This window comes from Enterococcus sp. FZMF (assembly GCF_030263915.1).
In the GTDB taxonomy this organism is placed as follows: Bacteria; Bacillota; Bacilli; order Lactobacillales; family Enterococcaceae; genus Enterococcus_D; species Enterococcus_D casseliflavus.
Genome location: NZ_CP127160.1, coordinates 402,081 through 417,724, shown reverse-complemented (window position 1 = coordinate 417,724; position 15,644 = coordinate 402,081). Strand labels below are relative to the sequence as shown.

Sequence of the window (15,644 nt, the reverse complement as noted above, 5' to 3'; positions counted from 1 at the left end):
AAAGACTATACTTCTTTTAGATACTACTTTATGAGGAGGGGCATTTCATGAGATCACACACAGGGATATCGAAAACTAGGAGAAACGACGGAAAGAAAAGAAAGAGCCTTGCGCTACTGCTTTTTCTCATCGGTGGTGTTTTTGTCATTCATTACGTGATTGATCAGGTCAGGGATGCTGCGTTTGATCAGACAGCGCTTGTCTCAAAAGAGTTCACTCACCAAGCCAATCAAGCGATTCAACAAGCGATGGCAGACACGCAGCAACTGTCGTTGATTGTACAAACCGATCAACGCTGGGGCAATGACACATATGGATATGGAGAAACGCAAAATACGTTTGCAGCAAACGGGTGCGCTATTACTTCTTTAGCGATGATCGATTCTTTTTGGACGGATCATCCATCGAATCCTGACAAACTATTAAAGTGGGCTGGCGATCAATTTTATCTTCCCAAACAAGGAACGAGTTGGCAAATCTTTCCTCAGTTTGCCGAAGCTTTTGGTTACCAATTTGCCGATTTAGGAAGTTCCTTTGCGGCTGCCTATGAGAAAATGACACAAGGCATTCCCGTTGTGGTCTCGGTTCAAGCAGGAACCTTTACGACCTCAGGACATATCATGGTATTGGCTTTGAACAAAGAAGGAAATGTTCAAGTATTCGATCCTAATGATTCCCCCGAAAAAGCCCATTATGAGAAAAGCTATCCTAACGATGTCTTTCAAGCAGAAGGAATCCATTATTGGAGCTTTTGGCTTTGATGTTCTGATGGGCTGAAGCTGCAAAAACACGCCATTTTTGCGACAAAAAAAGACTAGCCGAAGCTAGTCTTTGCTTATCTTACTATTATTGAACGCGTGGTTCGTTGTTTTCTTGAATACGCGTCGTTGTTCGGTTGAAGGCACCTTTGGCTTTACGTGTTTGTTTTGACGCAAAGTCGCCAGTTGTTTCTGCCGCACTGCTTACTTTGTCTTGAACTGTTTCAGAGTCTTTTTCGAATTGTTCACGTGTTTTGACATCTGCTACGTTCACGTTTACTTCGATGACGTCTAAATTCGTCATTTTGTTGACTTGTGTTGAAACAACCTCTTTGATTTGGTCGTAGATCGTGGTCATGTCGCTGCCGTATTCTGCAACGATATCAAGATCGACTGCCACTTGTTTTTTCCCAACTTCAACGTTGATCCCTGAAGTCACATCATCGGTGTTGACTAATTTACCTGCAATATTTGAGAAGAAACCGCCATCGACTGTTAAGAGTCCGTCTACAGATTCTAATGCAATGCCTACGATTTTTTGAATCACTTTGTCTTCGTAAGTTAATTCTCCTTTAACACCTGTTGTTGGTTTTGTTTGGTTTTCCATCGTACATTCCTCCTACTATAATCTTGATATAAATTAAACAAATAATGTTACCAAAGTTAACGGCGCGGTCTTTGAAATTGTTCAAAGAATCCGACTTCTTTGAGATAAAATCCCAGATACATACCTAGTGCCGTAAACAGCACCAGCAGTATGGTTTTCAAAAAGCCGATCGTTAGAAACAGGATCGCTAGGATCAAACCGAAACCTGCAAAGATAAGCGGGATCTTATAGTGGTAGAACCATTCACTCATACCTGTTCCTCCTAAACTACACGCGGCTGGTCATGGGCTGCTGGCGTTTCTTGCGTATCTTTTAAGACAACTTCCGTTTGGATATTGCTTTCGATACCGAAAAGCTGCTGCAGACTGCTGCTGATCTCACCAACCAATGCTTCTTGTTTTTGCGGGATGGCTGCTGTTTGTTTCATTTCTCCATCGATTTTTACGGATACTTTATTCTTGACGATTTTGATTTTTACAGATGGCTGATGGATGAAATCTGCTTGTTTCACCCGTTCAAGCACAAAATGCTCTAACGCCTTCTTCTGAATCACTAAATCGCCTGTTTTATGGGAAATGATCAAGCTGTCCGAACGTTTTGGATAAAACAAAACGACAAAGAGCGCGATCACGGTGAAAATGGCAAAGCCAACAGATAACCAAAAGAGCAGCATACTCATGGAAGATCCGACCCAAGGATATTCATCCAAAGGAATCAAGTAAACAGGCAATGAAGCCGCTTGCTGATTGGCGATGATCCCAAAATAAAAGACAAGTAAGAGTAAAAGCAATCCGATGATAAAAATCACTTTAGAAATCTTACGCATTGGCAACCTCCTTTACTGCTTTCTACTTAAAGCATACACATTTCTTAAATATCCATCAAATAATAACTCTTGGAATCGATTATTTTTTACATATAAAGTTTATTTTTATCAAAAAAATTTCCTTAATCAAAGCTTGCTGTCAAAGTCATCACAAAAAAAGCAAGCCGCCCAAATCTGTTTGGACGCTTGCTTTTTTTGTTATCTGTTAACGAGCCAGCTTAGTAAGTTCTTGTTGTTTTGCATGATACAACACCGCCAGTTCATTTTCGGAAACTGGCCGACCAAAAGGACGCGGCTGTGGCAGAAACGCCAATTCTGGTGCATCGACTCCTACGTTGAGATTCTCAGCGATCGGTACACTGTGATGATGAATATGCCCATGCAGATTGCGGCTGTTTTTGGTGATCCCCAGCAGCATAGGATAATGGGTCAGTATAAATTGCTGATGAGCAAACTTCAGCAAGACACCGACATCTTCAAACGCATACTTTTCGGCTCCCAAACAACCAGGATCATGCTTGCGCAAGTACGCAAAGAAAGCTCGGGTATCATGATTGCCTTTGATAAAAACGATTTTGCCCTGCAGCTGTGCTAACAGCGCAGCAATTTCTGGAAAGCCCGCTTCGTAATCAGGGTGCATCGCGACATCCCCTAAATGATAGACGACATCTTTATCCGCCACGACCTCATTCCAGCTGGCGATCATCGTTTCATGCATTTGCGTCACTGTCTCAAAGGGGCGTGGGGCAAAGTCATTGTCCCCGAGCAAGGCTGCATGAAAATAGTGGGTATCAGACGTAAAAAATTTCATAGTCGCTCCTTACCTTGGTGCTTTTTCTGTGATCAGCGTCTTTAAATCATCGCTAACGGCTGCTTTTTCGTCGGTGCAGGAAACCGCGCATCGATTGCTGCCAATTCGCTTTGGGAAAAAACGATTTTGCAAGCTTCAATGTTCTGCAGCATATGCAGCGAGTCACTGGTTTGGGGGATCGCTAAGACGTGGGGTTGTCGAAGGGTCCATGCCAAAAGCAACTGAAAGATCGTGCAGCCTTTGGCTTCTGCCAGCTCTTTCAACACTTCATCATTTTTGAAGTGGTGTCCTAGCCGATCGCCTTGAGCAATGGGTGAGTAGGCAATCACAGGAATCTCAGCCTCTGCCTGCCAAGGCAAAAGATCGTATTCGATCCCCCGGGCACCTAAATTATAGAGTACTTGGTTGGCGGCACATTGATCGCCGTTTTCTAACCGCAACAGCTCCTCCATATCTGCCACGTCAAAATTAGAGACGCCCCATGCGCGAATTTTTCCAAAGGCTTTGGCAGCTTCTAGTGCGTCAACTGTTTCTGCTAACGGCACATCTCCTCGCCAGTGGAGCAGATACAGATCAAGATAGTCGGTGCCTAAACGCGTTAAGCTGCGGTCTAAAGCTTTCGGCAATTCATCTGAGGAGGCATTCCAGGGATAGACTTTTGAAATCAAATAAAGATCCCCTCGTGTAAAGGGCTGGATCGCCTTGCCAACTAGCGTTTCTGCGTTTCCCTCGCCGTACATTTCTGCGGTATCGATGACAGCCGCTCCAGCTTTGATGCCCGCTTGCAACGCATCGATCTCGGCTTTTTCCTTGGCTGGGTCATCCCCCATATGCCAAGTCCCCATGCCGACGGCTAGCACTGATTGCTTGTTTAAGGTTCGTTTCATCTTGATTCCCTCTTTCTCGTCTTAACTCATCCTGTTCCTGCGAACACCTTGGGTTTGTTTTCTATAGTATAAAAAGAAACCGCCAAAGATACAAAAGAAGTGTATCAATCCCATGCCTGCTTGGCGGAGTGACACACTTCTTGCCCTTTGAATGATATAGCTACTTTTGACAAAAGCTTACGCTTTGACAAACAACCCGCGGCTGATAAAACCATCCATTAAAAAGTAAAATTTTTCTTGCAGCATTTTGTGCTGTTCATCTTTGAAAATGTTGACTGCTTTTAACCCATTGGCTGTCGTGATGGACATCTTGAAGGTTTGCAGATCTTTTGCAACAGTGATTTTTAATTTAAAGCCTTCTTTGCTTTGGGGTGTTGCTTCAAGGCCGCGAATCAATTGGAAGTTGCCGCCGTTCGTTTCTGTAAAGCCATTGTCCCGCAACGTATATTTTTTTGCTTCAGGAGCAATGCGGTATTGGGTTGCTGCGCCTAAAACGGTTGCTGTTGTTTCAAATGCCATGTTCTTCACCTCTTTAACATCATTTCTTTCATTATAAATAGTTTTCAGCGAGATTGCTAGCTGTTCTCCTACTTTTTCGTGGCTAAGACAGTTTCTGCTAATAGCTGAGCAAATGCTTCGATTTCCGCCAATGTGTTGCCATAGCCAAAGCTGACTCTGACCGATTCCCGAATAGCTGGATGCTCTTTGCCCACCATCGCTTCGAGCACATGGGAGGGCTCTACATTGCCCGCCGTACAAGCGCTGCCTGTCGAGATGGCAGCCCCTTTTAAGTCCAATTTCATCAGCAGCAAGTCACTGCTGACACCTGGGAAACGCAGATTCAAAATATGCGGCAATTTGTGTGCTGGATCACCATTCAACTGAACATCGACGCCTTGTGCTGCTAAGGTCTCCATCAGTACATCGGCAAACGTTTGATATTGTTCCGCCGCTGCTTGCTGCGCTTCGGGGGTATGCAAAGAAGCTGCTTTGGCCATTCCCATGATGGCTGCTAAGTTTTCCGTCCCTGCTCGCCGTTTTTCTTCTTGCTCGCCGCCATGGAGTAGCGCAGGCAGCGACAAGCCATCTCGTTTATACAAAAAGCCGATCCCTTTTGGTCCGTTGATTTTGTGAGCAGAAATGCTTAGAAGATCAATACTGTTTTCATTGATTTCAAGCGGGATCTTGCCATAAGCTTGCACGGCATCGGTATGAAACACGGCGGGATGCTCCCGTAAAAGGGCCCCAATTTCTGCAATCGGCAGCAAATTGCCCGTTTCATTGTTTGCCGTCATTATGGATACTAAAATCGTATCGGGACGTAAGGCAGCCTCAACTTCACTGACGGCCAATTGCCCCTTTTGATCTACGGGCAAATAGGTCACCTCAAAGCCTAAGCCTTCTAAATAGCGCATACTCTCAATGACCGCCGGATGTTCGATCTGGGTCGTAATGATATGTTTGCCTTGTGCTTGTTTGCTAAGAGCTGTACCGATGATTGCTGTATTATCACTTTCGGTACCACCACTATTAAAAATGATCTCATGTTCTTTGACTCCTAGCTGCTGAGCGATCGCTTGACGAGCCAATTCTAATTGGGTGTGGGCGTCTCGACCATAATGATGAATGCTTGATGGATTGCCAAAAAATGTCTGCATCGTTTCACTCATCACTTTGATCACTTCTGGATGCAGCGGTGTCGTTGCTGCATGATCTAAGTAAACCATTCTTTTCACCTATCCTTCATTACTGCCATTATAACAAATCTTCCTCAGACGTCTATCGTGAGTGTCCATACGAAAAAACCTGTCAGTCAAAAGCGGAAAAATCGCCAATGATGACAGGCAGCTGAACGAGTTCAGCCTTACGAAAAATCAGGAACGTGTGCTGTTTTGCTCGTGCGGCTCACGACACTTACTGATCGTTTTATTTTTTTCCAGGTTCAGAGGCAATGACAGTCAATTCACCAACCAATTCCCATTTCTTGATCGGGTTTGGCAAAATGCAGCTCGTGCCCATTTTTAGTTCATAGGAATGACCGTCGATTATCAAATGCCCATACCCATCGATCACGGTCATCAAAGTATAATCGGCCTTTTGTGCCAACGATAATTTCCCACGTACTTCCCACTCATACACATTGAAAAATGGCGTTTCAAGATAGGTAACGACTGCTGATTGTCCTTGTTTGACCTCACGGATCGATAATTCTGGCGTCCGTGCAGGAATCGTCGTCACATCGATCGATTGTTGGATATGCAGCTCCCGAGTTTGTCCTTGATCATCGGTACGATCATAGTCGTACACCCGATAAGTCGTATCCGAACTCTGCTGGGTTTCCAAGATCATGATCCCTTTTCCAATGGCATGGATCGTTCCGCTTGGCACATAGAAGAAATCGCCTTTTTTCACAGGGACTTTTGTTAACAAATCATCCCAACGACCCGCATCGATCATCTCCGCAAGTTCTTCTTTGGTTTGTGCATGGTGGCCATAAATGATTTCCGCACCTGGTTCGGCATCAATGATGTACCAGCATTCCGTTTTCCCTAATTCCCCTTCATGGGCTAACCCATACGTGTCATCAGGATGGACTTGAACGGATAGATCATCTTCTGCGTCTAAAATTTTAATTAATAATGGAAAGACTGGTTCGTCTGAATGACCAAATAGTTCTTGATGGTCTTGCCAAAGATCCGCCAATGTTTTGCCTTTAAACGGCCCATTTTCAATGACGCTCACCCCATGAGGATGCGCACTGATCGCCCAATCTTCACCGATCTTGTCGCTCGGTAAATCAAAACCAAAAACAGAATGCAGGCGACTGCCGCCCCAAATTTTTTCTTGAAAAACAGGTTTCATAAACAATGGTTCCATAATTGTTCCCCTCTCTAGTTGTTCGTGCATATTATAGCATGAATCCGCTTATTCGGCAGTTTCTTTTAAGTAACATTGCAGGATTTCGTCACGATGACCCAAATAGCTTTCTCGATGATCCACTGGATGGACCCGATTCGATAAGAAAATAAACGCTTTTTTGTTAGGGATATCTACTGCGAGAAACGTGCCTGTATAGCCTGTATGAAATAATTGATACGGTGCGCCTAATAAGTCCCAACCATAGGTGCGAGGCTTTGTGCTTTCAGGCGTCTGCCTGTGAGCTAGCGCCTGCATGACTTTTTCTGAGAAAAACGGCGCTCCTTGCTGCTGACCATTTGCCAGTAACAGTTGAACGAAAAGCGTCAAGTCATCCACGGTAGAAAACAACCCTGCGTTGCCGGCATGGTTTCCCAACACCCGTGCTTTAGGATCGTGGGTGATTCCTCTAAGGATGCTGCCGTCTGGCTGCTGCTGGGTAGGCACGATCATTGGCAGCTGTGAGGGAGGAAAAGGCGGAAAGCCGCTGTTCTTCATGCCTAAAGGCGTCAAGACTTCTTCTTGAAAAATCTCGGTCACTGGTTTTTGATACAGCTCCTCCAATAAAAAGCCCAGCAAAATCGTCCCAGTATCCGTATAGCTGACCGTTTGACCGATCGTATCACTGCTTTCAAGCTGCAAATACGCCTTGCGCAAGGCAGCAGCAGCCAACTGGTCTCGATGAGGAATCCACGTGTTGATGGCTGCCGTATGCGTCAGCAAGTGCTTGATCGTTACCCGATTGTCTTTAAACGCTGGCAGCCAACGAGTAAGCGGCGCCTCCATCTCGATTTTTCCTTGATCCCGCAATTTTAACAGAACACTCGTTGTACAAACGACTTTCGTCAATGAGGCTAAATCAAACAAATGATCTTTCGTCATAGGTTCGGTTTTCGGAAGAAGCGCTGCCTGTCCGAATACATGGGTCTCTTGGGTTTCACCAGCGATAAAACGCAGCACCGCTCCTGGGAAAACGGTCGGCATTTTTTCTTGAATGAGCTGTATTGTTTTTGGGTACATTGTCATCATTCCATACTCGCTCCTTTCAGGCTTGTCTTGTTTCTAACTTTAGCACTTTTCGCAATGAAAAAAACTACCCATTAAGGATAGTTTTCAGATTTTTTTCTAATCAGTGTTACATAGATTACTCGTCAGCTGGTGCAGCTTTTGCTTGCGCCTTTTGGATGATTCTCAAATAACTGTAACAGGCACAGTGGCTACCTAGTCCCCCTACGATCAATCCCGCGAGTAAGGGATGGATCAAGACGAGCAGTAAAGCGAGGCCACTCAACAGCCCTAGTAACATCAGTGTCTGCAACGGTGCCCAAAAGATGATGAAAAAGCTTTTGATCATGGCGATCCGCATGGGTGCCGCCAAATGCACACTGTCGCAGATAAAATACAGCAACCACACGAGTAAAATGCTACTTAAAAACAAATAACCGACAGCCAATAAAGGCAGCTGAAAGGAATCGATTTGGCGATAAGAGCCTATCAGCAGCAAAGCGAGACTACCGAAAAAGAGGCCTGCGGCAAAACTGCGCCGATAATTTTCCCGATAGAGCCGCCAAAAGGTCCCTCCGATGGCCTGTCGTGGTTCTTGATAGTACAACCAGCGCCGCATGACCCCAAATAAAGCAAAGGTCGCTGGCAAAAGAATGCTAGGAAAACTAATGATCAAACCAACCAAAGAGAAAAGAAACTGACGAGGTGAGCTGGGGAAAATCAGCCCCAAAGCTAGCAATAGAACGGGCAGATTGAACAGTAACCAGTAGCCATTCAAAAGCAACATACTAGCTATCGCTTGACTGGCACCATACCAACGATACCATCGTTCATTTCCCATCAGTCCGCCTCCTTTCTCTAATCAGCTGATTTCCCCTCTAGCGGGCTAAGTTTTGTAGATTTTGCTGCCATTTCTCTGTTTGATAATCCAGCAACTCTTGATAGCCCGCTGCTTGTGCTTCCGCCTCAGCAAAGATGGCACGCACTTCTTCATCGCTGTCAGCAAAGATCGCTGAAGCATTGGCTTCTTCAAAAATATCGTTGATCCGTTGCTGAATAATTCCTTCTGGTGAGTCTGGCATCGGGTTGATCGCCGCAAATTCCGTGTCGTCTTTTTGCGTGTCCCAAGTGATGGCATGCTGCCATTTCGTTGCCCAGTTCATTTGATCTTCTGGAAGATTTAACTCAAATTTTGTTTTGGTATTGTCTAAAAAGGCGGAGTTGCCGTTCCATTGGAAACTTGATGTTGCTTGCTCAATCTCCGAAACGCCTGCACTGTCTTCTGCATAGGCATCCGTAAATTGCGTATAGCCTTCTTCGTCAAAGCCATCCCAATACTGGCCTTCTGGACCAAACATCAAGATCGATTGGCCCAACGGTCCTGTCAACCAGTCTAAGAAGGCAAAGACTTTTTCTGGGTCTTCTGCATTTCTAGTAATGACACTGACATTCCACCCTAGCATTTCATAGGAACCTGGGAAAATATTGTCAGGATCTAGTCCTGGTTTTGCAATCGGCTCGATATAGAAATACCCCGCATCTGGATTTTGTTCTTGCAAGATGTAATGGGCATCGCGAGCATAGTTGGACGGGCTGGCAGCCGCATAGACAGCTACACGACCACTGGTTACTTTTTCTGCCACCATATCTGCATCTTGGGTCAAGGTATCTTGGGTCATCAAGCGCTCACGGTACAGTCTTGACGCATATTCAATCGATTCTACGTAGTTTTCATTGGCAAAGATCGAGGTCAATACGTCGCCTTCAGGAACAGCGCGAATGCGGATATCTGCTGGTGAACGCCCTTCTGCAAATGCGGAGTACAAGACATTGATCCCTTGTCCGCTGACATCTGTTTCAAATGGAATGACATCAGGAAACTCTGTTTGAACTTCTTTCAAATACTCATAAAGATCCTCTGTTGTTTTCAATTCTGGCGCACCTAAAGCATCATGGATCTCTTTATTGACGACATAACCGGCATTCCCGAAAGGCTCCGAGCTATACCAGTTGGGAAACTGATAAAGTTTGCCGTCTTCTGAACGAAGCATGTTCAGGATGTCTTCTCCCGCCCATTCTTTCAAGTTTGGATACTTATCCAAGTAATCATCAAATGGCACTAAGGCACCCGCTTCTCGCAGCCGTTCCACATCCGACCCTCGATCAAGCCAAATAAAATCAGGTAGATCATCGCCAGCGATCATTGTGCTTAGCCGCTGTGCTGCATTCCCGCCACCATCGATTGCACGAATATCTACCTTGGTCAGTTCTTTGATAGCAGCAGTTGCTGGATCATCTCCCCAACGATCCATCGTGTACCAATCATAATTACCAAACATCGTGATCTCCAACGGTTCACTACCTAATTCAAAGACCTCCGAACTGTCACGGTCATTTGCTGCCGCCCCATCACTTTCTTTTGTCCCTGACTCACTGCCGCAAGCAGCCAGTAAGAGACTCATCGCAGTCACTGACAGCACGCTTTTTAATACCTTTGCTTTCATTCTTTTATCCCCTTTCAACGTTTCGTTCCTTCTCCCCTCTAATCAAGAGAGTTCCTCCTGCTCTGCTAATCTTTCAACGAACCAATCAATACACCTTTTACAAAATACTTTTGGACAAACGGATAAACCATTACGATCGGCAAAGTCGCCACCATCATAATTGCCATTGATAAGGACTTGCCAGTGACACCAGTCATTTCCGCCAAACGTGCTGCTGAGCCAGAATCGATTTGACTCATTTGCGAACTCACCGTATTCGAATTCAAGACTCGTTGCAAAAAGGTCTGCAAGGGAATGAGATGATCTGAAGTAATGTAGATGCTTGGCATAAACCAATCATTCCAATGCCCAACGGCGGTAAATAGCGACAAAGTGGCAATGACTGGACCTGATAACGGCAAAATGATTCGGAAAAACGTGCCCCAATACCCACAACCATCAATTTTCGCTGAATCCTCCAATCCTTTCGGCAGTTGCTGAAAGAACGTACGGAAGATGATCATATTCCAAACACTGATCAGACCAGGAATGATCATTACCCAAAAAGAATCCATCAGTCCAAGTGAACGTACCACTAAAAAGGTTGGAATCAAGCCGCCGCTGAAGAACATCGTGAGGATGAAAAAAATCGTAATAAATTTTCGCCCCATCAGTTCTCTTTTTGACATTCCATATGCTGCCATCGCTGTCAGCATGATCGATGAAAACGTCCCGATCACTGTCCGTAAGACACTGATGAAAAAGGCATTCATCAAGCGCTGATCTTGAAAGACGATCTGATAGTTTTCCAACGTGAATTCTCTTGGCCAAAACGTGATCCCACCAGTCACCGTGTCACGTCCAGAATTAAAGGAAATCACCAGCGAATTCCAGAAGGGATAAAACGTCAAGAATGCAAGCGTTATCAAGAAGAGGTAAATAAAAATCATCATCGCTTGGTCGCCCCAATTTTTCTTCATTGTTCATTTCCTCCTCTGCTGATTACCATAAGCTGTGACCCACTTTGCGTGCGAAAAAGTTTGCTCCGCTCAAAAGAGTGACACTAATGACTGCTTTGAACAAACCAACAGCTGTTGCGTATGAATATTGAGAGTTGCTGATCCCTACCCGATACACATAGGTATCAATGACATCCGCCACATTTCTAAGAGCTGGATTGCTCCCCAGTAAAAGCAAATCTTCAAAGCCCGCATTCAATAAGTTGCCGATCTCCAAAATGAGAAAAATCGTAATGATTGGAACGATCGAAGGCAGAGTGATCAAAAAGACTTGCTGAAATTTCGTTGCGCCATCTAGTGATGCTGCTTCGTACAGTTGCGGATCGATCCCAGCAATGGCTGCCATATAGACGATCGAGCCAAAGCCAATCGATTTCCAAAGATTTGTCGTAACGATGATCGTCCAGAAATAGCGAGGGATCGATAAAAAGTTGATTGGTTCATCGATCAGGTTTAAACTCTCCAAAGCAATATTTAAGCTACCGTTATCCATCGATAAAATCGACATCGTAAACCCCGCCACGATCACCCATGATAAAAAGTGTGGGAGATAAGTAATCGTCTGCACCACACGCTTGAAGGCAACGTTCTTGACCTCGTTAAGCATCAATGCCAACAAAATCGGTGCTGGAAAACAAATAGCAATCTTTAGCACACTGATCATAATGGTATTCCGTAAAATTTCCCAAAAACGTGGTTCACTAAAAAAGCGCCGAAAATTATCAAAGCCGATCCATGGACTGCCTGTCATACCTTCAAAAATATTGTACTGTTGAAACACCATCAAAATCCCGTACATTGGGATATAACTAAAAATGCCTACCAGTATGATCGCAGGCAGTACCATCATCTGCAGATCCCACTGAGCAAAATATCGCTGTATCCACTTTTTTTCCATCACATCTACTCCTTGTCTTCCCAATTCCACCTTGTCGCACCCACAATAGAAACCGCATACAAAATAAACAACAAACAATCTCTGCGTCCAGAGCCATCGAATCTCGATTCTTTTTTATTATAAATTAAGAATAACCACAATTCAATATAATGTTTAGGTTTTTTGAATCATAATGGCTATTATATTAAGTTTTAAAACAAGTACCCAAACTATTAAATAACAAAACAATAAAAGTCAAATAGATTGGACCTGCTCTGCTAATACAGATAAACTACCGTTTTTTCAATGATTGGTCTTCAAATCGATGTAACAGGTTTTTGCACTCTTTCGTGCGAAATAAAAACAAAAGTTTCTTTTTTTGACAAAAAAAAAGAAAAAGCAGAGAATCGCCCTCTCTGCTTTTTCTTTCATAACCTATTATTTTTTAACGATAAACCACCATTCGATACCGATCGCATCGTAGGTCGTCAACAACTTCCGTTTTTTGTCGATGAAGAACTCTTGGTTCTTCTCAGACAAGTGCTTTTCCAATGTATCGATATCTTCTTGACTGATGGAGATTTTCAAGAAGTCTAAGCCAAGCACCTCATGGGTCGGCAAATCGATCGTACCACCTTGTGCTTCAGTCAAGCCGACTTGGAAGTCACCATCATTGAGGATAAATTCCTTCGTTTCGGCTTCTTTTGTTTTCAAGCCTAAGCTTTCTTCTAAGAAAAGCTGCTCTTTGGCTAGATCACTGACGTTTAAATACAGCTTGCCAAAATGAGCTTCTTTTGATAAGCCAGCCGCTTTTGCAGGTGCCGCTTTGATCAATTCTGCTTCGTCTTTTGGTACCGCAGTTCCTGCGGGTGCTGTAAATAAGACTTCAATTTTGTTCCCTTCTGGATCAGCTATAATAAAGCCTAATTGATTCGCTTCATAACGAGCTTCTTCGAAAGCAATCGCTTTTTGTTGGGCATTGCTCGCGATAGTTGCCGCTTCTTCTAATGAGGATACGGCTAAGACGATGCGCTGCATTTTTTTGATCTCGCCGAAGTGATCGTTGGCACGCGGGCTTTCTTCCAACCATAAAACTTCTCTATCTAATCCTTTTAGACCAAAGATGGCCAATTCATTTTCTTCTCTTTTCAACTCAAAACCAAGTACATCCCGATAAAAGGCAATCGCTTGATCGCGGTCTTTTACCCGGATTGCAACAGTCAGCAACTTCGTACTGCTCCCCAATAAGAAATCTGTCATTGTTTCTCCCCCTACTTACATATGTACTCATTGTACTGATAAAACGAAATTCTAGCAAATGAAATCCCTACCTATTTTATTCTTTTTTTAGAGAAAATAAGAAGAAAAGCACAGAAAAGTCAGAATTTTGCATTTTTATGAGTAGAGAAGAGGCATTTGGGTGTTGCTAATGGCTTCAGCTACAGACAGCTGCGGCTGGACTTGCCGCGAGGATCTGGGTTCCTAAACGATCGATTCGATCGGTGATACAAACGGCAGCTACCCCTGCTTTCAAGGCTTTCTGCGCACTTTTTAGTTTTGGCAGCATGCCGCCTGTGACTACTTCTTCGGTGATCAAACGGGGGATCTCTTCAAAAGAAACAGCCGATAACCACTGGCTTTCTTGCTTGATCCCAGGGACATCCGTCAACAAATATAGTTTTTCAGCTTGTAAACTAGCAGCAACCTGACACGCTACTTCATCGGCATTGATGTTCAGCCATTGCCCCTCTGGGGTAATTCCTAGCGGTGCTAGGATCGGGACATGTTTTTTCTCTGTCAAGAGCTGCAGGAAAGCAGCGTTGATTTGTTGAACCTTCCCCACCTGTCCTAATTTTTCTTCATTAATGACTTCTCCTTGAATCAGGTGATCACAGCCAGCATTCAGTCCTACGGCATGGAACCCAGCTTGCTGGAAAGCGGTCGTGATCAGCGGTTGAACTTGTCCCAAAAGGACCATTCTAGTTACTTCAAGCGTCTGGGGGTCGGTCACCCGCAGGCCGTCTTTGATCGTGACTGTCAACGCCATTTTCTCCATCATTTCTGAGATGTAGTGACCGCCGCCATGGACGATGACTACTTTTTTGCCCGCAGCTTGCCAGTCTGCTATCGTCTCAAAGAATGACGGGGTTAAATTGTCTGAGGCGACACCGCCGATTTTTACTACGATCGTTTCCATCTACTCGCTCCTTTTTGTCTAGTACCTGATTTCTTTCAGGTATGATATAGTGCGTTGATTTTCACATAGTCATACGTCAGATCACAGCCCCAAGCGGTGCCAACGCCTGTCCCTTCTTTCAGCTCGACAGCGACTTTGACTTCATTTTCCGCCAACTGTTCTTGCATGATGGTTTCGTCAAAAGCTACCGGTGTCCCTTGGACAAAGACGGGAATGTCGGCTAATGCAATCGATACCGTTGCTGGGTCGATCGGCTGCCCACTATAGCCCACTGCACATAAGATACGCCCCCAGTTCGGGTCTTTGCCAAAGAGGGCTGTTTTGACCAGTGGCGAACCAACGATGGTTTTGCTGATCATTCGGGCTGCTTCATCGGTCACAGCTCCACTCGTGTGAGCTTCGATCAATTTGCTGGCGCCTTCTCCGTCCTTTGCAACTGCTTTGGCTAGTGCGGTCAGAACTGCTTTGAGCATCCCTTTAAACTCATGATAAGCTGGCGTGTCAGCTTCAATCGTTGGATTTTTGGCTAACCCGTTGGCTAAAACTAACACCATATCATTGGTGGATGTATCGCCATCGACCGTGATTTGATTGAAGGTAACGTCGGTTAATTCTTTCAGCAGTGCTTGCAAGAGTGCTGGAGCGATCGCCGCATCCGTCGTAACAAAGGCCAGCATCGTAGCCATATTGGGATGGATCATACCAGACCCTTTGGCACAGCCCGCAACAGTCACCGTTTTGTCAGCGATCGTTGATTGGATGACACTGCTTTTTTCAGTCAGATCCGTCGTCAAAATCGCTCGTTGAAATCGGTGGGCATCCCCTTGCCTGTTTAGTTGCTGAATCCCTGCAGTGATTTTTTCCATCGGTAAGCTCTTACCAATGATCCCGGTGGAGGCTACCGCAAAGGCTTCGGGACTCGTATGCAGCTGGGCTGCTGCCAATTCTGCCATCTCTTGTGCATCTTTTAAACCTTGCTCCCCGGTACAAGCATTGGCATTGCCCGCATTGACGATCACGCCTTGCAAGGTGCCTGCTTGCATTTTTTCCTTTGTAACGAGAATGGGTGCCGCTTGTACTTGATTGGTGGTAAAGACTGCCGCAGCACTGGCTGGCACTTCAGAGACGATCCAACCAAGATCGACTTTCTCTTTCTTCAGACCGCAATGCAGACCGTCGGCAAAAAAACCTTTGGGGGTTGCGATCGTTCCTTCGATTTCTTTCATTTTCTTTCCTCCTACTGCCACCTTTTTGCGGA

General features: G+C 44.9%; 17 protein-coding genes. 1 reads left to right on the top strand and 16 read right to left on the bottom strand.

Going from position 1 to position 15,644, the window contains the following annotated elements; genetic code table 11:
* The first annotated feature begins 47 nt into the window (after positions 1-47).
* The gene (locus QN079_RS02020) at positions 48-761 is read left to right on the top strand and encodes a C39 family peptidase (RefSeq protein WP_289230335.1); all 714 of its coding nucleotides are present in this window, start codon (positions 48-50) and stop codon (positions 759-761) included.
* An 85-nt stretch (positions 762-846) separates the two neighbouring features.
* On the opposite strand, the gene QN079_RS02015 is transcribed toward QN079_RS02020, so the two are convergent.
* The 16 genes from QN079_RS02015 to argJ form a co-directional block, all read right to left on the bottom strand.
* Complete coding sequence (locus tag QN079_RS02015) at positions 847-1,365, bottom strand: Asp23/Gls24 family envelope stress response protein (protein WP_005227237.1); 519 nt, start codon at positions 1,363-1,365, stop codon at positions 847-849.
* A gap of 56 nt (positions 1,366-1,421) precedes the next feature.
* A complete protein-coding gene (locus tag QN079_RS02010) occupies positions 1,422-1,616 on the bottom strand; it encodes a DUF2273 domain-containing protein (RefSeq protein ID WP_005227236.1) in 195 nt (64 codons plus the stop codon).
* An 11-nt stretch (positions 1,617-1,627) separates the two neighbouring features.
* Positions 1,628-2,191, bottom strand: coding sequence for an alkaline shock response membrane anchor protein AmaP (gene amaP / locus QN079_RS02005; RefSeq protein WP_289230334.1), 564 nt, complete (start codon positions 2,189-2,191; stop codon positions 1,628-1,630).
* A 205-nt stretch (positions 2,192-2,396) separates the two neighbouring features.
* On the bottom strand, positions 2,397-3,002 hold the full coding sequence (locus tag QN079_RS02000) for a metallophosphoesterase (protein ID WP_005227234.1): 606 nt from the start codon (positions 3,000-3,002) through the stop codon (positions 2,397-2,399).
* Positions 3,003-3,043: 41 nt separating this feature from the next.
* Positions 3,044-3,889 carry an aldo/keto reductase gene (locus QN079_RS01995; protein ID WP_289230333.1) on the bottom strand — a complete coding sequence of 282 codons (846 nt, stop codon included), beginning with the start codon at positions 3,887-3,889 and terminating at the stop codon, positions 3,044-3,046.
* 177 nt (positions 3,890-4,066) lie between these two features.
* Positions 4,067-4,408 carry a DUF1831 domain-containing protein gene (locus QN079_RS01990; protein WP_005232263.1) on the bottom strand — a complete coding sequence of 114 codons (342 nt, stop codon included), beginning with the start codon at positions 4,406-4,408 and terminating at the stop codon, positions 4,067-4,069.
* Between the two features lie 68 nt (positions 4,409-4,476).
* Positions 4,477-5,616 carry a cysteine desulfurase family protein gene (locus tag QN079_RS01985; RefSeq protein WP_015508865.1) on the bottom strand — a complete coding sequence of 380 codons (1,140 nt, stop codon included), beginning with the start codon at positions 5,614-5,616 and terminating at the stop codon, positions 4,477-4,479.
* A 199-nt stretch (positions 5,617-5,815) separates the two neighbouring features.
* Positions 5,816-6,769, bottom strand: a complete 954-nt coding sequence (gene manA / locus QN079_RS01980; protein ID WP_289230718.1) for a mannose-6-phosphate isomerase, class I — start codon at positions 6,767-6,769, stop codon at positions 5,816-5,818.
* Between the two features lie 45 nt (positions 6,770-6,814).
* Positions 6,815-7,831, bottom strand: a complete 1,017-nt coding sequence (locus QN079_RS01975; protein ID WP_289230717.1) for a serine hydrolase domain-containing protein — start codon at positions 7,829-7,831, stop codon at positions 6,815-6,817.
* Between the two features lie 118 nt (positions 7,832-7,949).
* Positions 7,950-8,651, bottom strand: a complete 702-nt coding sequence (locus QN079_RS01970; protein ID WP_289230332.1) for a DUF624 domain-containing protein — start codon at positions 8,649-8,651, stop codon at positions 7,950-7,952.
* Positions 8,652-8,688: 37 nt separating this feature from the next.
* Entirely contained in the window at positions 8,689-10,314 is a 1,626-nt protein-coding gene (locus QN079_RS01965) for an extracellular solute-binding protein (RefSeq protein WP_289230331.1), read from the bottom strand.
* Between the two features lie 65 nt (positions 10,315-10,379).
* Positions 10,380-11,273, bottom strand: coding sequence for a carbohydrate ABC transporter permease (locus QN079_RS01960; protein WP_005227226.1), 894 nt, complete (start codon positions 11,271-11,273; stop codon positions 10,380-10,382).
* A 22-nt stretch (positions 11,274-11,295) separates the two neighbouring features.
* A complete protein-coding gene (locus tag QN079_RS01955; RefSeq protein WP_289230330.1) occupies positions 11,296-12,210 on the bottom strand; it encodes an ABC transporter permease in 915 nt (304 codons plus the stop codon).
* Positions 12,211-12,627: 417 nt separating this feature from the next.
* Entirely contained in the window at positions 12,628-13,449 is an 822-nt protein-coding gene (locus tag QN079_RS01950; RefSeq protein WP_015508862.1) for a VOC family protein, read from the bottom strand.
* Positions 13,450-13,624: 175 nt separating this feature from the next.
* On the bottom strand, positions 13,625-14,386 hold the full coding sequence (argB, locus tag QN079_RS01945) for an acetylglutamate kinase (RefSeq protein WP_289230329.1): 762 nt from the start codon (positions 14,384-14,386) through the stop codon (positions 13,625-13,627).
* Positions 14,387-14,421: 35 nt separating this feature from the next.
* The gene (gene argJ / locus QN079_RS01940; protein WP_086294468.1) at positions 14,422-15,612 is read right to left on the bottom strand and encodes a bifunctional glutamate N-acetyltransferase/amino-acid acetyltransferase ArgJ; all 1,191 of its coding nucleotides are present in this window, start codon (positions 15,610-15,612) and stop codon (positions 14,422-14,424) included.
* Positions 15,613-15,644: the final 32 nt, after the last annotated feature.